This window comes from Xenorhabdus sp. XBWT (assembly GCF_059072735.1).
Genome location: NZ_CM180990.1, coordinates 2,841,571 through 2,865,932 on the forward strand (window position 1 = coordinate 2,841,571; position 24,362 = coordinate 2,865,932).

Genomic DNA, 24,362 nt, shown 5'->3' on the forward strand with positions numbered 1-24,362 from the left:
AAATTAACTAAATAGTAACTTGATGTCGATATTTTTTGTTGCCGGGATGGGTTTTGAGAGAATACGTTTCATCATTAATAAGTTATAGCTATGTGATAAATAAAAGAAATCAGAATATTTATTGATTTTACTATTTCTTTCTTATCAGCGTTATTTATCCGAAACTTTATACAGATAAAAACAGACAAAAAAATACCCCCATGCTTTTAGCATGGGGGTATTTCGTGTGATTGATTTATTCTGCTAGAAAATCAAGCGTTTTCTTGCTGAGTTGCCTGAATTGCAGTCAGGGCAACGGTATAAACAATGTCATCAACCAATGCACCACGGGACAGGTCATTAACAGGCTTGCGCATACCTTGCAGCATTGGCCCGATAGAAACCAGATCCGCAGAGCGCTGTACTGCTTTGTAAGTGGTGTTACCTGTGTTCAGGTCTGGGAAGATGAACACGGTCGCCTGACCAGCAACTGGTGAGTTTGGCGCTTTGGATTTTGCCACGTCTGCCATGATAGCGGCATCGTACTGCAATGGTCCGTCGATGATCAGATCCGGGCGTTTTTCTTGTGCCAGACGGGTTGCTTCACGAACTTTTTCAACATCGCTGCCCGCACCAGAGTTACCGGTGGAGTAGGAGATCATGGCAACGCGTGGCTCGATACCGAATGCTTTTGCAGAGTCCGCTGACTGAATAGCGATTTCAGACAGTTGTTCTGCGGTTGGATCTGGGTTGATCGCACAGTCACCGTAAACCAGTACTTGTTCCGGCAGCAGCATGAAGAAGACTGAAGAAACCAGTGAACTGTTTGGCGCGGTTTTGATCAGCTGCAATGGCGGACGAATGGTGTTAGCGGTAGTATGAACTGCGCCGGACACCAGACCGTCAACTTCGTTTTGTTCCAGCATCAGGGTACCCAGAACAACGTTGTCTTCCAGTTGTTCACGAGCAACAACTTCGGTCATGCCTTTGTTCTTGCGTAACTCAACCAGACGCGGAACATAACGCTCACGTACTGCTGCCGGGTTAACGATTTCAATACCAGCACCCAGTTCAACGCCCTGAGCGGCCGCCACACGGCGAATTTCTTCCGGATCACCCAACAGTATACATTCAGCAATGCCGCGCTCAGCACAGATAGCCGCTGCTTTGACGGTACGTGGTTCGTCGCCTTCTGGCAGAACGATACGTTTTCCGGCCTGACGAGCCAGTTCGGTCAGCTCATAACGGAATGCTGGAGGGGACAGGCGGTTTGGACGCTCTGAAGCCGCAGCCAGAGAATCTATCCACTCGCTGCTGATGTGTTGTGCAACGTAGTTTTGTACTTTTTCGATACGCTCGTGGTCATCTGCCGGAACTTCCAGGCTGAAACTTTGCAGGTTCAGAGAAGTCTGCCATGTATTGGTGCTCACGGTGAAAACTGGCAGGCCGGTGCTGAATGCACGTTCACACAGTTCACGGATAGAATCATCAATTGAGTAACCACCAGTCAGTAATACTGCGCCAACTTCGACACCATTCATGGCAGCCAGACATGCAGTGATCAGGACATCAGGGCGGTCAGCGGAAGTTACCAGCAAAGAACCCGGGCGGAAGTACTCCAGCATATTAGGAATACTGCGGGCACAGAAAGTCACGGACTTAATGCGGCGGCTTTCAATAGCACCTTCATTGATGATGTCTGCTTTCAGGTGCTTAGCCATATCAATCGCACGGGTGGCGATCAGGTCGAAACTCCATGGAATGCAGCCGAGAATGGGCAGTGGGCTATTTTTGAAAATGGTTTTTGGATCGACATAAGCAACTGTAGCTTTAGTCGATTCGTCAAAAATTTCGGACAAATCCGGACGAGTGCGGCCTTGGTCATCAACAGGTGCATTCAGTTTGTTAACAATAACACCGATGATATTTTGATTCTTGATACCACCATATTCTGCACGGCTCAGCTCAATGCGCTCTTTCAGCTGTTCCGGGGAATTAGTGCCCAACGCAGTAACAAATACGATTTCAGCGTTCAGCGTTTTGGCTATTTCATAGTTCAGGGATTGAGCAAACGGATGTTTGCGGGTCGGAACCAGACCTTCAATCAGAACAACTTCTGCATCTTTGGAGTTTTCGTGGTAACGCGCCACGATTTCTTCCATCAATACATCTTTTTTGTTGGTGGTCAGCAGAGATTCCACGTGTGCCATATCCATAGGTTCCGCAGCATAAATGCTGGAGTGTGAACGGATGATGGAAGTAGTCTGATCCTGAGAACCAATATGACGTGGTTGTGCGATAGGTTTGAAAACGCTCAGGCGAACGCCTTTTTGCTCCATGGAGCGAATAACGCCCAGGCTGACACTGGTTAAACCAACGCTAGTGCCAGTAGGGATTAGCATAATTGTACGGGACACGGAAACCTCTTTAACGGTTGCTCGTCAGTCAATAAAGATGACTCAATGCGATATGGTATATAAATAGACGAACCATGAACTATGAGCCAACGCAATATTTATTAAGGAAATATTAATCAAGGCATTCATGAATAGAGAACCGCCAGCAATGCTGGCGGTTCTTGAAAATCATGCTGCTTATGCAGTCAGGCGTGCTGAATCCTGAGCGATTACCAATTCTTCATTGGTTGGGATAACCAAAGCAGGGCGGCTGTTATCAGTGGTGATAACGCCTGATTTACCGAAACGCGCAGCGAGGTTACGTTCGTGATCATATTCGAAGCCCAGCAGAGCAATTTTCTTAATGGTCAGTTCACGTACCAGTGCGGAGTTTTCACCGATACCGCCGGTGAAGATGATTGCATCCAGACGGCCTTCCATCAGTGCACTGTAAGCACCGATGTACTTAGCGAGACGGTGGCAGTAAACGTCCATGGCACGTTTAGCGTCAGCTTTGGTTTCGTAGTTATCTTCTACGTAACGGCAGTCGCTGGTCACTTCGGTCAGGCCCTGGAAGCCAGACTCTTTGGTCAGCAGGGTATTGATCTGAGCCACAGTCATGCCCATCGCATCGTGCAGGTGGAATACGATAGCTGGATCGATGTCACCACTACGGGTACCCATAACCAGACCTTCCAGTGGCGTCAGGCCCATGGAAGTATCAACACACTGACCGTTAACAATCGCAGAAACAGAACCACCATTGCCCAGATGGCAGGTGATGATGTTCAGTTCTTCAACTGGTTTGTTCAAAGCCTTGGCTGCTTCACGTGAAACGTAAAAGTGGCTGGTACCGTGTGCGCCGTAACGACGGATTCCATGCTCTGTGTACAGGTTATAAGGCAGTGCATACAGGTATGCTTCTTCAGGCATAGTCTGATGGAATGCGGTGTCAAATACAGCAATGTTTCTCTCAACCAGATGAGGGAATGCTTTTTTCGCTTCTGAAATACCGATCAGGTGAGCAGGGTTGTGCAGTGGTGCGAATGGGATCGCTGCTTCAATGCCTTCGATAACTTCATCGGTGATAATCACGGATGAAGTGAATTTCTCGCCACCATGCACGATACGGTGACCGATGGCTGAAATTTGTGCGGAAAGTTCTGGCTTTTCAGCCAAAATAGTATTAACAATGAAGTTCAGCGCTTCGCTGTGTGCTGCGCCGGCACCTAAAGCAGCTTCATTTTTCGCGCCATCCATTTTCCATTTAATACGGGCTTCAGGCAGGCTAAAGCACTCTGCTAAACCAGAAAGATATTCTTCACCATTGGAAGGGTCGATGATAGCGAATTTCAGGGAGGAGCTACCGCAATTAAGAACCAGTACCAGCTTACTTGACATGGAAATACCTATTATCTTGTTGTGATCTAATCTTAAATAAGAACAATGTTAAAAAAATAATTTGTTAACAAACGAACCTGATTGTTGCTAAAAAGGCCAAAATTTCTGTTTTGCTGCTGCAACAACATAAAAGTCTGTGTAGGATACCGTTTGCTAGCAATAAAGACAAAATATACTTAATAGTATTAATACTACAAAAAAGATTTTATCTTTTGTAGAGATTTTTTAAAAACTATACCTTTAATTGATTGAGGTCATGATGAATACGACTCCCCCTGTCAACCAAGGTTGGTTTAAGCGAATGCAGTTAGGGCAGCAATATCTGAAAACATGGCCACTGGAAAAGCAGCTTGCACCTGTGTTTCCAGAAAACCGTGTGATTAAGGCAACTCGCTTTGGTATTCGTTTTATGCCGCCATTAGCAATTTTTACGCTGACATGGCAAATTGCACTGGGTGGTCAGTTAGGCCCATCGGTTGCAACGGCATTGTTTGCTTGTAGTTTACCGCTGCAAGGATTGTGGTGGCTGGGAAAACGAGCAGCAACACCTTTGCCGGAAGGATTGCTGAAATGGTTTTATGAAATCAGGGAAAAGTTTGCAGAAGCAGGAATAGCAATGGCACCTGTGGAAAATATCCCAACCTATTTCTCGTTGGCTGAATTGCTTAAACGTGCATTCAAGCAGTTGGACAACTCTTTTCTTGATGATATTTAAACCGCCGGAAGCTCATTATGGCGGTGGCTGAATCAATTAATCCATAAACTCCCCGTTCAGATCAATAAAGTGTTGTTTTGCGCTACTCATAAAAAATGGGTAGTGCGATGATGCGGTCAAGATAGTTCCCTTTCCTCAAGGAGTTCCACAATGGAAATGACCCATGCACAACGTTTAATCCTCTCCAACCAATACAAACTGATGTCTATACTGGAACCTGAACATGCTGAGCGTTATCGCCGTTACCAGACCATTATCGAAAGGGGTTTTGGTCTACAATTGCGTGAGTTGGATCGCGATTTTGGTGAGTTACCGGAAGAGACTTGTCGCACCATTATTAATATTATGGAAATGTATCATGCGTTGCACGTTTCATTGAGTAATCTTAAAGACAAACAAGAGCTGGATGAACGTCGCATTGCATTTTTAGGCTTTGATGCGGCGACAGAACCGCATTATCTTGCTTATGTTCGTTTTATGGTAAATACAGAAGGACGCTATACTCATTTTGATTCCGGCAGTCACGGTTTCAATGCCCAGACACCGATGTGGGATAAGTATCAGCGGATGTTGGCGCTTTGGCTCTCTTGCCCTCGTCAATACCATCTGAGTGCCGTGGAGATTGGTCAAATTATTAACGCATAGCCGCGTTTGAAGGAGTCGGGCTTGGTACTGAAATGCAGAGGTTTTTTATTTGATTTGGATGGTACGCTGATTGATTCACTGCCCGCAGTTGAGCGGGCATGGATACAGTTTGCCGATAAAATGGGTATCGATCGGAATGAAGTATTGCACTATGTTCATGGTACTCCGGCAATATTATCATTGCGTCATTTTATGCCTGATGCCAGTGAAGAAGAGATAGCAAGCACTTTCAAATGGATAGAAAAACTCGAAACAGAAGATACGGAAGGCATTACTGCTTTACCTGGAGCTGTTGCCCTGATTGATAAGCTGAATGCGTTGGATATTCCGTGGGCAATAGTGACATCGGGAACGGTTCCCCTTGCTTCTGCGCGCCATAAGGTTGCGGAGTTACCGGAACCTGCCCATTGGGTGACGGCTGAATCTGTCAAGAATGGAAAACCAAACCCTGAACCTTATCTATTGGGTGCCCAGAAGCTGGGATTGCTGCCAGAAGAATGTGTTGTCTTTGAAGATGCTGTTGCGGGGATTCATGCGGGTCTGGATGCTGGTTGCCAAGTGGTGGTAGTCCACGATTCACCGGATATTCCCCGCCGTGATGAAATCCATTTGACGATCACGAATCTGGAAGATATTGAAATCGTTAAATCCGGCGGTTATGTCTCAATTTATACCGAGTAAATTTTGAATTGCAGCCGGCAAAGCATCAATGTGAAAGATAACGCACGGGCATATGCCAAAAATCAGGGAGTTTATTGATCGTAACGTGGTATTTTCCCTGATAAAAATGGTCTACTTACTCTATTAGCGTTTGTATCGTTCAAAGGTATCGTTGATAGGGGCCAGATTGAATAGCGAACTGTTGTGGGTATTAACCCTGTTATTAATAGCTATTGTGCTTTTCACCACCAATAAAGTCAGAATGGATGTTGTGGCTTTATTGGTGATCATCGCATTTGTCTTGAGTGGCACTCTGACATTAAGTGAAGCCACTGTCGGTTTCAGTGATCCCAATGTGTTGTTGATTGCCGCTCTGTTCATTATTGGCGAAGGGCTGGTGAGGACAGGTGTTGCCTATCAGATGGGGGACTGGCTGGTTCGTGTTGCTGGCAACAGTGAAACCAAGATGCTGGTTTGGTTAATGCTCTCGGTTGCTGGACTGGGAGCTTTCATGAGTTCAACCGGGGTTGTGGCAATCTTCATTCCAGTTGTTTTAAGCGTGGCAGCCAGAATGAAAACTTCTCCGGGACGGCTGATGATGCCATTGGGGTTTGCAGGTTTAATCAGTGGCATGATGACATTGGTTGCTACGCCGCCCAATATGGTTGTCAACAGTGAACTGGTGCGTGAAGGCCTGCGGGGCTTTGATTTTTTTTCCATTACACCGATAGGTATTTTAGTGTTGCTGGCAGGTGTGGTTTATATGTTGATCGCCCGTCGCTGGCTGGGAGGAGAAACTCAGCAGACAGTCGACGAACGCTATCATCGCACATTTCGTGATTTGATCCGTGACTATAAATTATCGGGTCGTGCCCGTCGTCTTGCAATTCGTCAAAATTCACCCTTGATTGGCCATTCACTGGATGAACTGAAATTACGTGCCCGTTATGGTGCCAACGTTATTGGCATTGAACGCTGGCGTAAGTTCCGCAGAGTGATGATTGCAGCCACTGGGAATATTGAGTTTCAGCGGCAAGATGTTCTGTTGGTGGATATGTCTGAAAGTGATATCGATTTACGGGAATTTTGTAGTGAGCAGAAGCTAGAACCGATGGTATTACGCGGGGAATATTTTTCATCGCAGTCCCGCGATGTTGGTATGGCTGAAATTTCCGTGATACCTGAATCGGATTTATTGGGGCAATCCTTGCGTAGCATGAAATTCCGTACACGCTATAGCCTTAATGTGGTAGGTATCCGCCGTGGTGGCAAGGCGCTGGAAGGGAAATTAGTCGATGAACCTCTGTTACTTGGTGATATGTTGCTGGTCATTGGCGACTGGAGGCTGGTTCGTGCATTGAAAACGAAAACACCGGATTTTATTGTCCTGAATCTACCTGCTGAGGTAGAAAGCGCCGCTCCTGCTGCATCACAGGCACCTCATGCGCTGTTTTGCCTCGCCTTGATGGTTGGCATGATGCTGACCAATGAAATTCCGAACTTTATTGCTGCGCTGATTGCTTGTCTGCTGATGGGAAAATTTCGCTGTATTGATATGGAGAGTGCTTATAGAGCAATCCACTGGCCGAGTATTATTTTGATTGTCGGCATGATGCCTTTTGCACTGGCATTGCAGAAAACGGGAGGCATTGAGCTAATCGTCCGTGGATTAATGGATATCGCAGGCGATTTGGGACCGAAGGTGATGCTGATGTGTCTGTTTGTGCTTTGTGCTGTCATCGGGTTGTTTATTTCCAATACCGCGACGGCGGTATTAATGGCACCGATTGCCATTGCAGCAGCAAACCAGATGTCTGTTTCCCCACTGCCTTTTGCGATGATTGTTGGTGTAGCAGCATCGGCGGCATTTATGACACCTGTTTCATCTCCCGTTAATACATTGATACTGGGACCCGGGGGATATCGATTTGCAGATTTTCTGAAGATTGGTATACCTTTCACATTTATTGTCATGGGAATTAGCATCGCGATTATTCCGGTACTTTTTCCATTTTAATGCTTCGGTATCTGATAATTTTTAGCACAACCGAGCAAATTGTTAGCTGAACGAAACTAGGTTCATAGGCTGATTTCATCAAGAGAGAGGCTGAAACTGGGTACAAATATATCCATAAAATAATCCATTTCTTCGCTGTGGCGTTTTGTTAGTGTTTTTTCCAGACGGGTTTTGGCTTGATTGAACTCGCTATTGCCTGCCGAAAGTTCTTCAAGGCATTTTAAGTAAGCACATAACGCATCTGCCTGCTTGATAATGCTGTTTTCTTCTTCGGTATGATGGTGCTCATCCAGAATAGGGCGAAAATCATCCTGCAATTCAACTGGTAACATATCCAGTAATTTTTTTTGGGCGATTTTTTCTATTTGCTTATATTCATGAGCAATTTGCGGATTGTAATACTTAATTGGAGTGGGTAAATCCCCTGTAATTACTTCACTGGCATCGTGATACATTGCGAGCAGAGCTATTCGTTCTGCATTGACATTGCCGTTGAATTTACGATTTTTGATTACCGCCAGTGCGTGTGCGACAAAAGCAACCTGCAAACTGTGCTCCGAAACATTTTCTGGACGTACATTTCGCATAAGCGGCCAACGGTTGATTAATTTTAGGCGGGATATCTGGGCGAAAAAATGGCTCATGATTTTCTCTTACAGCGGGATCATGTGATTAATTGTGGGCGGACGGAGAAGGGAAGTAAACCTATTTTAGTATTAAATTTCTCCGAAATATCCCTTTTATCTTCCAATCTGTAATTTGAAAAATAGCGAAGATATTCATTTCTGAAAAATTAGTTTACGGAAAAATAGAGATCAGTAAGAAATAAGAGCCTATTTCATTATAGTATTAATATTTATTGAAATAGGCATCTGAATGATTAATGTTCTGGTTATTGGCGATAGTTACCAATAAAACGAGCAAACTTCTCAATGGCCATTTGCAAGTCAGTTACATGCGGCAATGTAACGATGCGGAAATGATCGGGTTCCGGCCAGTTAAATGCAGTACCCTGAACCAGTAAAACCTTTTCCTGTAGTAAGAGGTCTAATACCATTTTCTGGTCATCATGAATATTAAAACGTTTGGTGTCTATTTTCGGGAACATATAGAGTGCGCCCATTGGTTTTACGCAGGAAACACCGGGGATCTGGTTAATCAATTCCCATGCGCGGTTGCGTTGCTCATAGAGTCGACCACCTGGAAAAATAAATTCACTGATACTTTGATAGCCACCCAATGCTGTTTGAATAGCGTGTTGCATCGGTACGTTGGCACACAGGCGCATTGATGCCAGCATTTCCAACCCTTCAATATAATCTTTGGCCTGTTTTTTCGGGCCATTCAAGACCATCCAGCCCTGACGAAAACCGGCAACACGATAAGTCTTTGACAGGCCATTAAAGGTCACAGTAAAGAGGTCAGGCGCTAATGTTGCAATAGAGTGATGCTGGGCATCATCGTAAAGAATTTTGTCGTAAATCTCATCGGCAAAAATAATCAGATTATGCTGGCGGGCTATTTCCACTATTTCAAGCAGTAATTCCTTGCTATATACCGCACCGGTCGGATTGTTCGGGTTAATAATAACAATGCCACGGGTACGCGGAGTAATTTTACGGCGGATATCATCTAAATCAGGGAACCAGCCTTGCTGTTCATCACACAGGTAATGGACGGCATTGCCGCTGGAAAGTGACACCGCTGCAGTCCAAAGAGGATAATCAGGAGCAGGAACCAGCATTTCGTCACCTGTATTCAACAGGGCTTGCATGGATTGAACAATAAGTTCAGAAACACCATTGCCAATAAATATATCTTCAACGGTAACATCCAGCATATTTCTGGCTTGATAATGCTGCATGATTGCCTTACGCGCAGAATATAGCCCTTTTGAATCTGAGTAACCTTGGGCTGTCGGCAGGTTGCGGATAACATCGACTAAAATTTCATCTGGTGCTTCGAAGCCAAATGGAGCCGGATTACCAATGTTTAATTTCAGAACCTTATTGCCTTCTTCTTCAAGTCGCTTGGCTTCTTTGAGGGTATTCCCCCGGATGTCGTAACAGACATTATCTAATTTGCTGGATTTATTAATTGAAAACATAGGGTGCCTTAACCTCTCGGCAAAATGGATGATACCCGGCATAAAAACTGTAATGATCAATGTACTCTTCTCGCTCTGTCTTTTGAAGAGACTTTGATATCTTTGGTTAAAACGGTTGTTTTAAGAATAAATGCATTAGTTTGCTCTCTGAAATAATGTCATATATTAGTATATTGATCTTTATGTTGAAGTTATGTAGGGATTTTATTCTTGATAATGGCGGGTTTTTAGTTTGCACAAAGTAAGCAGGATGACATTTTGACGGTGGTGTTTTCGTGAATTTGTTCAATAAATCTCGAATTGTCAATAAAAGTAAGAAGGTTTGTATAATGTATTCTTATAATTTATCTTTGTTGACGTAAAGTTAATTTAGGTTTTATAACATGATACTTCGATAATCTTTTTGAGTTTTTATCCATAACATTTTGAGGCTTATTCAATGGGAATGCTAAATCATTAACAATGCTAATATTATTTTATTGTTTTAAGCTTTCCTAATTCAGGTTAAGTTGTTCTTTGAAGCAAGTCAGAAAAAGAATGTTTGTAATGGAATTTGGTGATTATGTGATGTAAATAGGGTTTTATATCTAATTTATTTTTGGGTTGCATAAATTTTGTTAAGTAAAGGAGAAAATAAAACCCCATGATGATCTAAATAGTAAAAAAAGTTCAGTAAACCTTTGCCCTATTTAATAGAGTAGAGTAATGTCACAATCGGTATTATTTTATTTGATACTGCTGAAGTAAAAACACCAGGTTAGTTAGTAATTAAAATCAAAAAAGTGATGAATAAACAATGATAAATGCAAATCGTCAGATAATAAACCTCGATCTCGATCTGCTAAGAACTTTTGTTGCCGTTGCTGACTTAAATACTTTTGCAGCAGCAGCAGCAGCTGTTTCTAGAACGCAATCGGCTGTGAGTCAGCAAATGCAGCGGTTAGAGCATCTTGTGGGGAGAGAATTATTTGCTCGCCACGGGCGTAATAAGCTTTTGACTGAGCATGGGCTTCAACTTCTTGGTTATGCACGTCAGATCCTCCGTGCCAATGACGATGCAACAGCATCATTAACTTACAATGATGCAGACGGTGAATTAAGAATAGGTGTATCAGATGACGCGGTTGATACGCTTCTTCCTTTCTTATTGAACCGTATTGCCTCTGTCTATCCACGTGTCGCTGTTGATGTGCGGATTAAACGCGCTCAATTTATTGAAAGCATGCTGGATAACCATGAGATTGATTTGGCATTAACCACAGCGAAAATTAACCAACATCCTAAAACAATTCTACGTTCTTCCCCTGTTTTATGGCACTGTGCGCCAGATTTCCAATTGCAAACTAACGAACCCGTGCCATTGGTTGTAATGGATGAAACTAATCCATTCCGTCAAATAGCTCTGGAGACGCTGGATATGGCAGGTATTTCATGGCGCATTGCATATGAAGCAGCCTCCCTGTCTGCTGTTCGTGCGGCTGTGAATGCAGAAGTAGGCATTACTGCCCGCCCTCTGGAAATGCATAATGCAGATCTAAGAATTCTGGGTGAAAGTGAAGGATTACCGCGCTTGCCGGAAATTCAATTTTTCTTATATCGTAACAGTAACGAACAAAATGAATCGGTTCTGACTGTTTTTGATGCAATAGAAAACAAGAAAACACCTTATACCGTAACGCCTGTTGAAGCTGATGAATCCGACCAAATGGATGAATCTATTGATTCCATTGATCTTGTAAAATCAGCTGAATCAGTTGATGAAACCTCCGTCGAAAATATAGACGAATAAGCATCATGTGTTTTATAGGCTAATATTTCCATTTTATGTGGAAATATTAGCCTGTTGTTCATTTTGTTCATTATTTATTAAATAGTCTTTCTCCTCCTAAGTTTCCATTTCCATTTTTTATATTTCCAATCAGAAATAAGCCCTATTAATTTTCCTATCACTTTCGAATTTTAGTTAAAAGAATGTTGTTGTGTTAACAAATTTTATTTTCCTAACTTGATAAAATAAATTTATTTTCAGAAATAGCAGCTTTATCGCAGTTAAATAGTTCTTTTTAGAAGCAATTCATTAATAGTTGAATGATATTCATTCAACTATTGAATGTTTTTCAGTGAAACTGTGCGTTTGATCATAAAAATACTCTCAGTCTCACAGTGGAAAGACAGGTTTTTCCTGCGATAATGGTGTAGTAAACTCGAGTTATCGGTTAGACTAGTTATGTCAGGTTGTTGTTTTATTACGTTACTGACACGTTTTAGCGGTATGCCAGCACAATCTGTTAATTAATGGTTTTTCGTTTGTAAATAAATGTGTAAGCACTTTTGCCGCTGCGGCAAAATATTGTTGAGAGGAATAAAAACCAAGACGATTCAAGCGATGGAAGAGATTGATTAGCGCTGTTTCAGATTTGGTTGTTATCCCTTCCCATGAATCGATGTGGTGCAATACTGCCGGAAAAAAGAGCAGATACCTTGACGCCACTTTTGATGAGTAAGCAACGAGTATGTCTACATCCACTGGAATTTTAGCCCATAACTGGGCATTTGCGGTTTTCCTGATAGGTGCCCTTGGTTTGTGCGCGCTCATGTTACTGGGCGGATACTTCATGGGAGGCCGAGCGAAAGCCAGAGCAAAACACGTACCTTATGAATCAGGTATCGATTCTGTCGGTAGTGCTCGTCTCCGCCTGTCGGCGAAGTTTTATCTGGTCGCCATGTTCTTTGTCATCTTCGACGTTGAAGCCCTTTACTTGTATGCATGGGCCGTCTCTATCAAAGAGAGTGGCTGGCTGGGCTTTGCTGAGGCAAGCATTTTCATTCTGGTGTTATTGGCAGGCTTGGTTTATCTGGCGCGCATTGGTGCGTTGGACTGGACGCCAGCACGTTCAAAACGTCAAGTCAGTAAACCTAGTGCTGACACTTATACCAACAACAGTCACATGCAGTAATAGCGAGGCATAAAGATGGATTATACGCTCACCCGCATAGATCCGAACGGTGAGAATGACCGTTATCCCCTGCAAAAACAGGAGATTGTCAGTGATCCCCTGGAGCAGCACGTTCACCGCAGTGTCTATATGGGTAAATTAGAAAATGCGCTACATGACATGGTGAACTGGGGAAGAAAAAACTCTCTGTGGCCTTATAACTTCGGCCTTTCTTGCTGTTATGTGGAAATGGTGACGTCGTTTACAGCCGTTCACGATGTTGCTCGTTTTGGGGCAGAAGTGCTGCGGGCATCTCCCCGTCAGGCTGATTTCATGGTGGTTTCCGGAACTTGTTTCGTCAAAATGGCACCAGTCATCCAGCGTCTGTACGACCAAATGCTGGAACCTAAGTGGGTGATCTCAATGGGAGCCTGTGCAAATTCCGGTGGTATGTACGATATTTACTCCGTAGTTCAAGGGGTCGATAAATTTATCCCTGTCGATGTTTATATTCCTGGCTGTCCTCCCCGCCCAGAAGCCTATATGCAGGCTCTGTTGCTGTTACAGGAGTCTATAGGCAAAGAACGCCGTCCACTGTCATGGGTTGTTGGCGATCAGGGGGTTTACCGCGCAAATATGCAATCAGAAAGAGAACGGAAGCGTGGTGAACGTATTGCAGTGAAAAATCTGCGTACTCCAGACGAAATTTAAGGCTTTTAGCCATATAGCGTAACCAGAGCAATGTGTTGCGATCACAAAAACCCTGATCAAGCGTTGTGGTGAAAAATGATGACAGATCAGATAGCGCAAGAAAGCGCCCGACCAGCTTGGGAGACACGGGATCACCTTGATGATCCTGTTGTGAGCGAGCTTAATCGTCAATTTGGCCCGGATGCCTTTACTGTCCAGCCTACCCGTACCGGTATACCTGTTGTTTGGGTTAAGCGAGGGCAATTACTGGAAGTAATAACGTTTCTGAAAAAGCTGCCCAAACCTTATGTCATGTTGTTTGACTTACATGGTGTTGATGAGCGTCAGCGTTCTCATCGGCAAGGGCTGCCGGCTGCCGACTTTTCAGTATTTTATCACTTGATTTCTATTGAGCGTAACCGTGACATTATGTTGAAAGTCGCGCTCGCTGAACAAGACTTGAATATCCCGACCATCACGTCACTTTTCCCGAATGCTAATTGGTATGAGCGTGAAACATGGGAAATGTTCGGCATTACATTCAATGGTCATCCTAATTTACGTCGCATCCTGATGCCACCGACATGGGAAGGTCACCCGCTGCGCAAAGAGTATTCCGCGCGTGCGACAGAATTTGATCCTTTCATTCTGACTAAGCAGAAAGAAGATCTGGAAATGGAAGCCCTGACTTTCAAACCAGAAGAGTGGGGAATGAAGCGTGGCACTGACAATGAGGATTTCATGTTCCTCAACCTCGGCCCGAACCATCCTTCTGCTCACGGTGCATTCCGTATTGTTCTGCAACTTGATGGCGAAGAAATCGTTGATTGTGTACCTGACATTGGCTACCACCACCGTGGCGCTGAAAAAATGGGTGAACGTCAGTCATGGCATAGTTATATACCTTATACCGACCGTATCGAATATCTGGGCGGTTGTGTCAACGAAATGCCTTATGTACTGGCCGTTGAGAAACTGGCTGGCATTGAGGTGCCGGATCGCGTGAAAACGATCCGTGTCATGCTGTCTGAGCTGTTCCGCATCAATAGCCACTTGCTTTATATCAGTACATTCATCCAAGACGTTGGTGCAATGTCCCCCGTCTTCTTTGCCTTTACTGACCGACAGAAAGTTTACGATGTGGTTGAGGCAATTACTGGGTTCCGTATGCATCCGGCGTGGTTCCGTATCGGTGGTGTCGCCCATGACTTACCTCGGGGCTGGGAAAAACTTCTGCGTGAATTGTTGGACTGGCTGCCGAAACGTCTGAATTCCTATGTCAAAGCAGCGCTGAAAAACAGCGTCCTGAAAGGACGTTCTGTTGGCGTGGCTGCTTATAATTCTAAACAGGCTCTGGATTGGGGGGTTACCGGAGCGGGGCTGCGTGCAACCGGTATTGGTTTTGACGTGCGTAAATGGCGTCCGTATTCCGGTTATGAAAATTTCGATTTTGAAGTCCCGACAGGCTACAACGGCGATTGCTATGACCGTGTGATGCTGAAAGTGGAAGAAATCCGCCAGAGTATGCGCATCCTTGAACAGTGCCTCAAAAATATGCCGGCAGGGCCATTCAAGGCTGATCACCCGCTGACTACACCGCCGCCGAGAGAGCGTACATTGCAGCATATCGAAACCATGATTAACCACTTCCTGCAAGTGTCATGGGGGCCGGTTATGCCTGCCAATGAATCATTCCAGATGATCGAAGCAACTAAAGGTATCAACAGTTATTACCTGACCAGTGATGGTAGCACCATGAGTTACCGCACCCGCATCCGTACACCAAGTTTTGCGCACTTGCAGCAAATTCCATCGGTGATCCGCGGCAGTCTGGTTTCTGACCTTATCGTCTATCTGGGCAGTATCGATTTTGTTATGTCTGATGTGGATCGCTAACGATGCAAAGTGAATTTAACGCAAACAAGCAAGCACGCCTTGATGTGGTTAACGTAACGGACGCTCAGACACCGGATGAGTTTGTATTGAGTGCTGAAGAACGTGATGCCATTGAGCAGGAAAAACACCACTACGAAGATCCGCGTGCTGCGTCAATTGAGGCGCTGAAAATTGTGCAGAAACAGCGTGGTTGGGTGCCTGATGGCGCCATTTATGCTATTGCTGGGGTGTTGGGTATTCCGGCCAGTGATGTGGAAGGTGTGGCAACATTTTACAGCCAGATTTACCGCCAGCCAGTAGGGCGTCACATTATCCGTTACTGCGACAGCGTTGTGTGTCACATCACGGGTTATGAGGGCATTCAGGCGGCGATAGAATCGCATTTGAACATTCGTCCGGGGCAAACTACGGCAGATGGGCGTTTCACATTGTTGCCAACCTGCTGCCTGGGTAATTGTGACAAAGGACCGACCATGATGGTTGATGAGGACACTCACAGTTACTTAAAACCCGAAGAAATTGAAAAATTACTGGAGCAGTATCCATGACAACGCATTCAGGAGTGAAAGAAATTATCCGCGCAGCGGAAACTCATCCCCTGACATGGCGGTTGCGTGATGACCAGCAACCTGTTTGGTTGGATGAATACCGAAGCAAAAATGGCTACAAGGGCGCTGAAAAAGCACTGAAGGGCATGGCTCCTGATGAAATTACCTCACTGGTGAAAGATGCGGGCTTAAAAGGCCGCGGCGGTGCGGGTTTCTCTACAGGCTTGAAATGGAGCCTGATGCCAAAAGACGAAAGTATGAATATCCGCTATTTGCTGTGTAATGCAGATGAAATGGAACCGGGTACTTACAAAGATCGTCTGTTGATGGAACAACTGCCTCACCTGCTGGTGGAAGGGATGTTAATCAGTGCGTTTGCGCTGAAAGCCTATCGTGGCTACATCTTCCTGCGCGGTGAATATGTCGAATCAGCCGTTCATTTGCGCAGAGCCATTGAAGAAGCCAAGGCTGCGGGATTTCTCGGCAAGAATATTTTAGGGAGTGGTTTTGATTTTGAACTGTTTGTTCATACCGGCGCGGGACGTTATATCTGTGGTGAAGAGACCGCATTGATTAACTCCCTTGAAGGGCGTCGCGCGAATCCCCGTTCAAAACCGCCATTCCCTGCGACATCGGGCGTCTGGGGTAAGCCAACTTGTGTAAACAACGTTGAAACCCTGTGCAATGTGCCCGCGATTCTCGAACACGGTAAAGATTGGTATATCGGTTTGAGCGAAGGCAAAAGTAAAGATGCCGGAACTAAATTGATGGGCTTTTCTGGTCGGGTCAGGAATCCGGGTCTTTGGGAACTCCCTTTCGGTACAACAGCCCGTGAAATTCTGGAAGATTACGCAGGTGGTATGCGTGACGGCCTGAAATTCAAAGCATGGCAGCCGGGTGGTGCGGGAACAGATTTTCTGACAGAAGATCATCTTGATCTGCCAATGGATTTCGAAAGTATCGCCAAAGCGGGCAGTCGTCTGGGAACGGCACTGGCGATGGCGGTGGATCACGAGATCAACATGGTTTCCTTGACTCGCAACCTTGAAGAGTTTTTTGCTCGTGAATCCTGTGGTTGGTGTACGCCATGCCGCGATGGTTTGCCGTGGAGTGTCAAAATTCTCCGGGCCATTGAAAATGGCAAAGGTCAGCAGGGTGATATCGAAACATTGGAGCAACTCTGCCGTTTCCTCGGCCCGGGAAAAACATTCTGCGCCCATGCGCCAGGTGCCGTAGAGCCTTTGCAGAGTGCCATCAAATATTTCCGTGAAGAATTCGAAGCCGGCATTGTCACTAAAGATTATGGCAATACCAGCCTGATTGCGGGTATTCAACCGAATCTGCTTAAGCAGCGTTGGTAGGGTTGATTTTATTTTTTGACTAACGCCTGCTGCGGTGGGCTACTGGGAAGCATGCTGACTATGGCTACGATACATGTAGACGGCAAAGATTATGATGTAAACGGGGCTGATAACCTGTTACAAGCCTGCCTCTCATTGGGGCTTGATATACCTTATTTTTGCTGGCATCCGGCGCTGGGAAGCGTTGGAGCTTGCCGCCAGTGTGCGGTAAAGCAATATCAGAACGCAGAAGATACGCGCGGTCGTCTGGTGATGTCTTGTATGACACCTGCGACAGATGGCACGTATATTTCCATTGATGATGAAGAAGCAAAGCAGTTCCGCGCAAGTGTTGTGGAATGGCTGATGACTAATCATCCTCACGACTGTCCTGTTTGTGAGGAAGGAGGAAACTGCCATTTGCAGGATATGACGGTAATGACCGGGCACTCGTTCCGTAAATACCGTTTTACCAAGCGTACTCACAAAAATCAGGAATTGGGTCCATTTATTGCCCATGAAATGAACCGTTGCATCGCCTGTTACCGTTGTGTTCGTTACTACAAAGATTATGCGGACGGAACGGATTTAGGCGTTTACGGTGCTCATGACAACGTTTATTTTGGCCGCACTGAAAGTGGCACGCTGGAAAGTGAATTTTCCGGTAACCTTGTCGAAATTTGCCCGACAGGGGTGTTTACCGATAAAACCCATTCAGAACGCTACAACCGTAAATGGGACATGCAGTTTGCGCCAAGCATCTGCCAGCAGTGCAGCATCGGCTGTAACACGAGTCCCGGAGAACGCTATGGTGAATTGCGCCGCATAGAGAACCGCTACAACGGTACGGTTAACCATTACTTTATGTGTGACCGTGGGCGCTTTGGTTATGGCTATGTCAATCGTGACGACCGTCCTCGCCAGCCACAACAATTACGTGGTGATCAGTGGATTTCGCTGAATGCGGATCAAGTTATGCAAGGAGGCGCAGATATATTGCGTCAGGCGAAAAAAACCATTGGCATCGGCTCGCCACGTGCCAGCATTGAAAGTAATTTTGCTTTGCGTGAATTAGTTGGCGCAGAAAACTTCTACAGCGGTATTTCAGCAGAAGAACAACACCGTCTTGACATGATGCTGGAGATCCTCCAACAAGGTGGCGTGTATACACCCTCCCTGCGTGAAATTGAAGATTATGATGCGGTGCTGGTGTTAGGTGAAGACCTAACTCAAACTGCGGCTCGCATGGCGTTATCAGTGCGTCAGGCAGTGAAGGGCAAGGCCCGTGAGATGGCAGCGGCCCAAAAAGTGGCAGACTGGCAAATCGCGGCGGTCATGAATATCGGCCAGCATGCCAAATATCCTCTGTTCCTGACCAGTGTTGATGATACTCGGTTGGATGATGTTGCCGCGTGGGGTTATCACGCACCCGTTGATGATCAGGCTCGTTTTGGTTTTGCAGTGGCACATGCCCTGAACAATATTGCGCCAGCTGTCAATGACTTGCCGGATGAGCTGCAATCGAAAGTGGAAATCATCGCTCAGGCATTGAGTGACGCGAAAAAACCATTAATTATCAGTGGCAGCAACACAGGTAGCGATGCCCTGATTCAGGCAGCAGCCAATATTGCATGGGCACTGAAAGATAAAGGTGCAAATGTTGGTCTTTCTTATGTAGCCGCGTATGCCAATAGTCTTGGTCTGGCGATGATGGAAGCACAGCCATTGGATGCTGCTTTACAACGTATAGCCAAAGGGGATTCAGATACTGCGATTGTGGTGGAAAACGATCTCTATCGTCATGCGCCAGCGGATAAAATTGATAATGCACTGAATAGCCTTAAAAATCTGATTGTTGTTGACCATCAGCGCACAGCCATTATGGACAAGGCTCATCTAATCCTGTCAGCATCCAGTTTTGCAGAAAGTGATGGTACGCTGGTGAATCAGGAAGGTCGCGCCCAGCGCTATTTCCAAGTTTATGAACCTGCATTCTATGACAAATCCATCGTTATGCTGGAAAGCTGGCGCTGGATGCACTCCCTGTATACTACTTACACACAATGTCAGACTGACTGGACGCAACTTGACCATGTTATTGAAGCCTGTGTCAAAGCGATGCCACAATTCAAAGGCATCGTTAATGCGGCACCAGATGCCACATTCCGTGTCCGTGGGCAAAAATTAGCACGTTCACCTCATCGTTATAGTGGTCGTACCGCCATGTTGGCTGATGTCAGCGTTCATGAGCAACGCCAGCCACAGGATATCGACACCGCATTTGCTTTCTCAATGGAAGGAAACAACAGCCCATTTGCGCCACGTCAACAAATTCCGTTTGCATGGGCACCCGGCTGGAATTCACCACAGGCGTGGAATAAATTTCAGGCTGAAGTGGGTGGCAAATTGCGCTTTGGTGATCCGGGTGTTCGTTTGATTGAAGCCGTTGATGGCGGGCTGAATTATTTCGACAGTATTCCAACCGCATTCAGCGCACAAAAAAATCAATGGCATGTTGCGCCTTATTTCCATTTGTTCGGCAGTGATGAACTGTCACAGCGTTCTGATGTGATACAGGATCGTATGCCTGATCCATATGTGATGATTAATCATAAAGATGCAGAACATTTGAATGTAACAGAAGGAGCCGTGATGGAATTTGATTGTGAAGGGCAACAACTGCGTTTAGCAGTGCGCTTGAGCGCCAATCTGGCTCAGGGGCAAGTTGGTCTGCCGCTGGGAATGCCGGGAATTCCACCGGTTCTGGCAGGAAAATCAGTCAATAACTTGCGGGAGGTTGCATAATGCGTTGGCTTACTCCCGATGTGGTTGAAATCCTGATTGCTGTTCTGAAAGCGGCTGTGATTCTTCTGGTCGTGGTTGTCTGCGGAGCATTCATGAGCTTCTTTGAACGCCGCATTCTTGGTCTGTTCCAAAACCGTTACGGGCCAAACCGTGTAGGTTGGGGCGGTTCATTACAGCTTGTCGCAGACATGCTCAAAATGTTCTTTAAAGAAGACTGGGCACCCCGCTTCGCTGATCGGGCCATTTTCACTTTAGCCCCTGTTATTGCATTCTGCTCATTACTTCTGGCTTTTGCCATCGTGCCAGTAAGCCCAACATGGATGGTGGCAGATCTGAACATCGGTATCCTGTTTTTCATGATGATGGCAGGTCTGGCCGTTTATGCTGTGCTGTTTGCTGGCTGGGCGAGTAACAACAAATACTCCCTGCTGGGCGCGATGCGTGCATCAGCACAGACATTGAGCTATGAAGTGTTTCTCGGTCTGTCCATGATGGGGGTTGTGGCACAAGCAGGCTCCTTTAACATGGTGGATATCGTAAATTCACAGCAACATGTCTGGAATATCATTCCTCAGTTCTTTGGCTTCCTGACTTTTGCCATTGCCGGGGTGGCGGTGACACACCGCCACCCCTTTGACCAGCCGGAAGCAGAGCAGGAACTGGCCGACGGTTATCATGTTGAGTACTCAGGCATGAAATTCGGTCTGTTCTTTGTGGGAGAATATATCGCTATTGTGACGGTATCAGCCTTAATCGTCACACTGTTCTTCGGTGGCTGGAATGGGCCTCTCTTGCCTCCATTCATCTGGTTTGCGCTGAAAACAGCTTTTTTCATGATGATGTTCATCCTGATCCGTGCTGCATTGCCGCGCCCTCGTTATGACCAGGTGATGTCGTTTGGCTGGAAAGTCTGCCTGCCGTTAACGTTACTCAACATGCTGGCAACTGCCGCAGTTATTCTATACAACGCTTAATAAAGGGGTGATTGAACCATGACATTGAAAGAGTTAGTGGTCGGTTTCGCCACCCAGGTACGCAGTATTTGGATGATAGGGCTTCATGCCTTCCATAAACGCGAAACAAAAATGTATCCGGAAGAGCCGGTTTATCTGCCACCCCGTTACCGTGGGCGTATCGTTCTGACGCGTGATCCTGACGGTGAAGAGCGTTGTGTCGCCTGTAACTTGTGTGCGGCAGTATGTCCGGTGGGATGTATCTCACTGCAAAAAGCCGAGCATAAAGATGGTCGTTGGTATCCAGAATTTTTCCGAGTCAACTTTTCGCGTTGTATTTTCTGCGGCCTGTGTGAAGAAGCTTGTCCGACTACCGCTATTCAGTTGACGCCGGATTTTGAACTGGGTGAATTCAAGCGTCAGGATTTAGTCTACGAAAAAGAAGATCTGCTGATTTCAGGGCCGGGCAAGTATCCTGACTATAACTTTTACCGCAAGACAGGCATGGCAATTGACGGCAAGGATAAAGGTGAAGCTGATAATGAGGCCAAACCTATCGACGTTAAAAGCCTGTTGCCGTAAGGAGCGATATTTATGGAATTTACATTTTATGTCGCAGGGCTGGTTGCCATCCTCGCAACACTCAGGGTGATAACCCACACTAATCCGGTACATGCGCTGTTGTACCTGATTATCTCCTTGCTGGCATTGTCTGTCGTGTTTTTCTCTCTGGGTGCTTATTTCGCCGGTGCTTTGGAGATTATTGTTTACGCAGGGGCGATCATGGTGTTATTCGTCTTTGTTGTGATGATGCTGAACTTAGGAAAATCGGTCGTTGAACAAGAACGATCATGGTTGCAGCCCCGTACTTGGATAGGGCCGTCCATCTTGTCTATTGCTCTGCTGATCGTGCTGGTTTATGCCATCAGCACTCTGCCATCTGTGGCAATCACAGGTGAAGTGGTCAGTGCCAAAGAGGTGGGAATCAGTTTGTTCGGCCCTTATGTACTGGCTGTCGAACTGGCATCCTTGTTGCTGTTGGCCGGAATGGTGGTGGCTTACCATATTGGTCGTGAAAACCGGCAAGGTGAAGTAATCAGCAATCGTACGGAGGAACAATAATGATAGCCTTAGACCATGGTCTTATTCTGGCGGCCATTCTGTTTACATTGGGCTTCACCTGTCTGATTATCCGCCGCAATCTGCTATTCATGCTGATTGGTCTGGAAATTATGATCAATGCTTCAGCGCTGGCATTTGTCGTTGCCGGCAGCTATTGGCTCCAGCCTGATGGTCAGGTGATGTACATTCTGGCCATCACTCTGGCAGCCGCCGAGGCGAGCATCGGTTTGGCACTGTTACTACAGTTGCACCGACGTCGCCAAAACCTGAATATTGATAATGTCAGTGAGATGCGCGGATGAACTTACTCTATTTAACAATTCTGCTGCCACTGCTGGGATTTTTGCTACTGGCATTTTCCCGTGGCCGCTGGTCTGAAAATCTGTCAGCCACCATTGGGATTGGTTCTGTTGGGTTGGCAGCGTTGGTCACACTTTGGGCCGGCATAGATTTCCTTTCCCAAGATGGGGCAGGGGGGCTGGTTTACAGCCAGACATTATGGAACTGGATGGCGGTGGATAATTTCAGTATCCCCGTTAATTTAGTACTGGACGGTTTGTCACTGACCATGCTGAGTGTAGTGACTGGCATCGGTTTCCTGATCCATATTTATGCCTCATGGTATATGCGTGGTGAAGAGGGTTACTCCCGCTTCTTTGCTTATACCAATTTGTTTATCGCCAGCATGGTGGTATTGGTGCTGGCTGATAACATGCTGCTGATGTACCTCGGTTGGGAAGGTGTGGGGCTGTGCAGTTATCTGTTGATTGGTTTCTACTACAAAACCCCGGCCAATGGCGCAGCAGCAATGAAAGCCTTCATCGTGACCCGTGTGGGTGACGTGTTCCTCGCCATCGGTATGTTTATTCTTTATGACCAGCTCGGTACGCTGAGTTTCCGTGAATTGGCAGTACTGGCTCCACAACATATCGAAGCAGGTTCGACCGCGATCACTTGGGCAACCCTGATGATTCTGGGTGGTGCAGTGGGTAAATCGGCGCAGTTACCATTACAAACGTGGTTGGCGGATGCGATGGCAGGCCCAACTCCGGTTTCTGCCCTGATCCACGCCGCAACAATGGTTACCGCCGGTGTTTACCTGATTGCACGCAGCCATGCTTTGTTCCTGATGGCACCGGATATTTTGCATCTGGTGGGCATCATTGGTGCGGTGACCTTACTGTTGGCGGGTTTTGCTGCGCTGGTACAAACTGATATCAAACGCGTTCTGGCCTATTCCACCATGAGCCAGATAGGTTACATGTTTCTGGCATTGGGTGTGCAAGCGTGGGATGCAGCCATTTTCCACCTGATGACTCATGCGTTCTTCAAAGCATTACTGTTCCTTGCCTCTGGGTCAGTGATTCTGGCCTGCCATCATGAACAGAACATCTTCAAAATGGGGGGTCTGAGCAAGCGTATTCCGTTTGTCTATCTCTGCTTCCTCGTGGGTGGTTCTGCGCTTTCGGCTCTGCCTTTATTGACCGCAGGTTTCTACAGTAAAGACGAAATCCTGTGGGGCGCACTGGCAAATGGTCATATGAACCTGATGCTGGCGGGGCTGATTGGGGCCTTGATGACATCCCTGTACACCTTCCGCATGATCTTCATTGTGTTCCACGGTGAAGAAAATACCCATTCTCATCCGGTCAAGGGCATTACCCATACCTTGCCACTGTCAGTACTGCTGGTGTTGTCCACCTTTATTGGTGGTACGCTGATTAAGCTTCCATTGGCGGGTGTTCTGCCAGAAAGCAATGCAGGGCATGACGGAAAAATGATGCTGGAAGTTGTTTCTGGTGTGGTTGCCGTTATCGGTATCTTACTGGCGGCAGCGCTGTATCTTGGCAAACGCAGTGTGGTTAATGCCACAGCAAACAGTGCACCGGGTCGTTTCTTCTCTGTATGGTGGTTTCATGCATGGGGATTTGATGCGCTGTATGACTGGGTATTCGTGAAACCATTCAAAGGCCTTACCAACTTATTGCAAAGTGACCCTTTGAACTCACTGATGAACATTCCTGCTGTATTGTCACGTTGGGGCAATAAAGGTCTTCGCTGGAGTGAGAACGGACAAGTCCGTTGGTACGCTACCTCTATGGGGTTGGGTGCAGTGCTGGTTTTAGCTCTGCTGCTTTTGGTTTAATTAAGG

The 24,362-nt window shown here is 46.2% G+C and carries 20 protein-coding genes; 16 read left to right on the forward strand and 4 right to left on the reverse strand.

Annotated features, from left to right (window positions below):
• Window positions 1–251: 251 nt before the first annotated feature.
• Both pta and ackA read right to left on the reverse strand, forming a co-directional pair.
• Window positions 252–2,396, reverse strand: a complete 2,145-nt coding sequence (gene pta, locus AC5JQI_RS12340; RefSeq protein ID WP_493912383.1) for a phosphate acetyltransferase — start codon at window positions 2,394–2,396, stop codon at window positions 252–254.
• Window positions 2,397–2,573: 177 nt separating this feature from the next.
• The gene (gene ackA / locus AC5JQI_RS12345) at window positions 2,574–3,776 is read right to left on the reverse strand and encodes an acetate kinase (protein WP_493912384.1); all 1,203 of its coding nucleotides are present in this window, start codon (window positions 3,774–3,776) and stop codon (window positions 2,574–2,576) included.
• A 259-nt stretch (window positions 3,777–4,035) separates the two neighbouring features.
• Here ackA and yfbV point away from each other — a divergent pair, with 259 nt between their 5' ends.
• From yfbV to AC5JQI_RS12365, 4 genes are all read left to right on the forward strand, one after another.
• The gene (gene yfbV, locus AC5JQI_RS12350) at window positions 4,036–4,491 is read left to right on the forward strand and encodes a terminus macrodomain insulation protein YfbV (protein WP_493914671.1); all 456 of its coding nucleotides are present in this window, start codon (window positions 4,036–4,038) and stop codon (window positions 4,489–4,491) included.
• A gap of 150 nt (window positions 4,492–4,641) precedes the next feature.
• Window positions 4,642–5,136 carry a YfbU family protein gene (locus AC5JQI_RS12355; RefSeq protein WP_493912385.1) on the forward strand — a complete coding sequence of 165 codons (495 nt, stop codon included), beginning with the start codon at window positions 4,642–4,644 and terminating at the stop codon, window positions 5,134–5,136.
• 21 nt (window positions 5,137–5,157) lie between these two features.
• Complete coding sequence (locus AC5JQI_RS12360; protein ID WP_272903079.1) at window positions 5,158–5,817, forward strand: sugar phosphatase; 660 nt, start codon at window positions 5,158–5,160, stop codon at window positions 5,815–5,817.
• Window positions 5,818–5,983: 166 nt separating this feature from the next.
• A complete protein-coding gene (locus AC5JQI_RS12365; RefSeq protein ID WP_493912386.1) occupies window positions 5,984–7,813 on the forward strand; it encodes an SLC13 family permease in 1,830 nt (609 codons plus the stop codon).
• Between the two features lie 62 nt (window positions 7,814–7,875).
• On the opposite strand, the gene yfbR is transcribed toward AC5JQI_RS12365, so the two are convergent.
• Window positions 7,876–8,457 (reverse strand): 5'-deoxynucleotidase, encoded by a 582-nt coding sequence (gene yfbR, locus AC5JQI_RS12370; RefSeq protein ID WP_493912387.1) that lies wholly within the window; start codon window positions 8,455–8,457, stop codon window positions 7,876–7,878.
• A gap of 248 nt (window positions 8,458–8,705) precedes the next feature.
• Window positions 8,706–9,920, reverse strand: a complete 1,215-nt coding sequence (locus AC5JQI_RS12375) for a pyridoxal phosphate-dependent aminotransferase (RefSeq protein WP_323854049.1) — start codon at window positions 9,918–9,920, stop codon at window positions 8,706–8,708.
• 796 nt (window positions 9,921–10,716) lie between these two features.
• On the opposite strand from AC5JQI_RS12375, the gene hexA reads away from it, so the two are divergent.
• From hexA to nuoL, 12 genes are all read left to right on the forward strand, one after another.
• Window positions 10,717–11,709: a transcriptional regulator HexA gene (gene hexA, locus AC5JQI_RS12380; RefSeq protein ID WP_237387391.1), complete on the forward strand. Its 993-nt coding sequence runs from the start codon at window positions 10,717–10,719 to the stop codon at window positions 11,707–11,709.
• A 724-nt stretch (window positions 11,710–12,433) separates the two neighbouring features.
• Complete coding sequence (locus tag AC5JQI_RS12385) at window positions 12,434–12,877, forward strand: NADH-quinone oxidoreductase subunit A (protein ID WP_237387390.1); 444 nt, start codon at window positions 12,434–12,436, stop codon at window positions 12,875–12,877.
• Window positions 12,878–12,892: 15 nt separating this feature from the next.
• Window positions 12,893–13,567: a NuoB/complex I 20 kDa subunit family protein gene (locus tag AC5JQI_RS12390; RefSeq protein ID WP_092548886.1), complete on the forward strand. Its 675-nt coding sequence runs from the start codon at window positions 12,893–12,895 to the stop codon at window positions 13,565–13,567.
• Window positions 13,568–13,642: 75 nt separating this feature from the next.
• Window positions 13,643–15,442, forward strand: coding sequence for an NADH-quinone oxidoreductase subunit C/D (gene nuoC, locus AC5JQI_RS12395; RefSeq protein ID WP_237387389.1), 1,800 nt, complete (start codon window positions 13,643–13,645; stop codon window positions 15,440–15,442).
• Between the two features lie 2 nt (window positions 15,443–15,444).
• Window positions 15,445–15,990: an NADH-quinone oxidoreductase subunit NuoE gene (gene nuoE / locus AC5JQI_RS12400; RefSeq protein WP_092548879.1), complete on the forward strand. Its 546-nt coding sequence runs from the start codon at window positions 15,445–15,447 to the stop codon at window positions 15,988–15,990.
• The gene (gene nuoF / locus AC5JQI_RS12405; RefSeq protein WP_237387388.1) at window positions 15,987–17,351 is read left to right on the forward strand and encodes an NADH-quinone oxidoreductase subunit NuoF; all 1,365 of its coding nucleotides are present in this window, start codon (window positions 15,987–15,989) and stop codon (window positions 17,349–17,351) included. Before nuoE ends, nuoF begins: the two co-directional genes overlap by 4 nt.
• Window positions 17,352–17,411: 60 nt before the next feature.
• On the forward strand, window positions 17,412–20,135 hold the full coding sequence (nuoG, locus tag AC5JQI_RS12410; RefSeq protein WP_493912388.1) for an NADH-quinone oxidoreductase subunit NuoG: 2,724 nt from the start codon (window positions 17,412–17,414) through the stop codon (window positions 20,133–20,135).
• Entirely contained in the window at window positions 20,135–21,109 is a 975-nt protein-coding gene (gene nuoH, locus AC5JQI_RS12415) for an NADH-quinone oxidoreductase subunit NuoH (RefSeq protein WP_493912389.1), read from the forward strand. Before nuoG ends, nuoH begins: the two co-directional genes overlap by 1 nt.
• 18 nt (window positions 21,110–21,127) lie before the next feature.
• Window positions 21,128–21,670 (forward strand): NADH-quinone oxidoreductase subunit NuoI, encoded by a 543-nt coding sequence (gene nuoI, locus AC5JQI_RS12420; protein WP_045958195.1) that lies wholly within the window; start codon window positions 21,128–21,130, stop codon window positions 21,668–21,670.
• 12 nt (window positions 21,671–21,682) lie between these two features.
• Window positions 21,683–22,210, forward strand: a complete 528-nt coding sequence (nuoJ, locus tag AC5JQI_RS12425) for an NADH-quinone oxidoreductase subunit J (protein ID WP_237387384.1) — start codon at window positions 21,683–21,685, stop codon at window positions 22,208–22,210.
• Window positions 22,210–22,512, forward strand: a complete 303-nt coding sequence (gene nuoK, locus AC5JQI_RS12430; protein ID WP_092548866.1) for an NADH-quinone oxidoreductase subunit NuoK — start codon at window positions 22,210–22,212, stop codon at window positions 22,510–22,512. Before nuoJ ends, nuoK begins: the two co-directional genes overlap by 1 nt.
• The gene (gene nuoL, locus AC5JQI_RS12435) at window positions 22,509–24,356 is read left to right on the forward strand and encodes an NADH-quinone oxidoreductase subunit L (RefSeq protein WP_493912390.1); all 1,848 of its coding nucleotides are present in this window, start codon (window positions 22,509–22,511) and stop codon (window positions 24,354–24,356) included. Before nuoK ends, nuoL begins: the two co-directional genes overlap by 4 nt.
• Window positions 24,357–24,362: the final 6 nt, after the last annotated feature.

What these genes read in the sequence shown, in the direction of transcription:
- ackA (WP_493912384.1), bottom strand. Translation starts at nt 3,776, where the DNA reads ATGTCAAGTAAGCTGGTACTGGTTCTTAATTGCGGTAGCTCCTCCCTG.
- yfbV (WP_493914671.1), top strand. Translation starts at nt 4,036, where the DNA reads ATGAATACGACTCCCCCTGTCAACCAAGGTTGGTTTAAGCGAATGCAG.
- AC5JQI_RS12355 (WP_493912385.1), top strand. Translation starts at nt 4,642, where the DNA reads ATGGAAATGACCCATGCACAACGTTTAATCCTCTCCAACCAATACAAA.
- yfbR (WP_493912387.1), bottom strand. Translation starts at nt 8,457, where the DNA reads ATGAGCCATTTTTTCGCCCAGATATCCCGCCTAAAATTAATCAACCGT.
- AC5JQI_RS12375 (WP_323854049.1), bottom strand. Translation starts at nt 9,920, where the DNA reads ATGTTTTCAATTAATAAATCCAGCAAATTAGATAATGTCTGTTACGAC.
- hexA (WP_237387391.1), top strand. Translation starts at nt 10,717, where the DNA reads ATGATAAATGCAAATCGTCAGATAATAAACCTCGATCTCGATCTGCTA.
- AC5JQI_RS12385 (WP_237387390.1), top strand. Translation starts at nt 12,434, where the DNA reads ATGTCTACATCCACTGGAATTTTAGCCCATAACTGGGCATTTGCGGTT.
- AC5JQI_RS12390 (WP_092548886.1), top strand. Translation starts at nt 12,893, where the DNA reads ATGGATTATACGCTCACCCGCATAGATCCGAACGGTGAGAATGACCGT.
- nuoC (WP_237387389.1), top strand. Translation starts at nt 13,643, where the DNA reads ATGATGACAGATCAGATAGCGCAAGAAAGCGCCCGACCAGCTTGGGAG.
- nuoE (WP_092548879.1), top strand. Translation starts at nt 15,445, where the DNA reads ATGCAAAGTGAATTTAACGCAAACAAGCAAGCACGCCTTGATGTGGTT.
- nuoF (WP_237387388.1), top strand. Translation starts at nt 15,987, where the DNA reads ATGACAACGCATTCAGGAGTGAAAGAAATTATCCGCGCAGCGGAAACT.
- nuoG (WP_493912388.1), top strand. Translation starts at nt 17,412, where the DNA reads ATGGCTACGATACATGTAGACGGCAAAGATTATGATGTAAACGGGGCT.
- nuoH (WP_493912389.1), top strand. Translation starts at nt 20,135, where the DNA reads ATGCGTTGGCTTACTCCCGATGTGGTTGAAATCCTGATTGCTGTTCTG.
- nuoI (WP_045958195.1), top strand. Translation starts at nt 21,128, where the DNA reads ATGACATTGAAAGAGTTAGTGGTCGGTTTCGCCACCCAGGTACGCAGT.
- nuoJ (WP_237387384.1), top strand. Translation starts at nt 21,683, where the DNA reads ATGGAATTTACATTTTATGTCGCAGGGCTGGTTGCCATCCTCGCAACA.
- nuoK (WP_092548866.1), top strand. Translation starts at nt 22,210, where the DNA reads ATGATAGCCTTAGACCATGGTCTTATTCTGGCGGCCATTCTGTTTACA.
- nuoL (WP_493912390.1), top strand. Translation starts at nt 22,509, where the DNA reads ATGAACTTACTCTATTTAACAATTCTGCTGCCACTGCTGGGATTTTTG.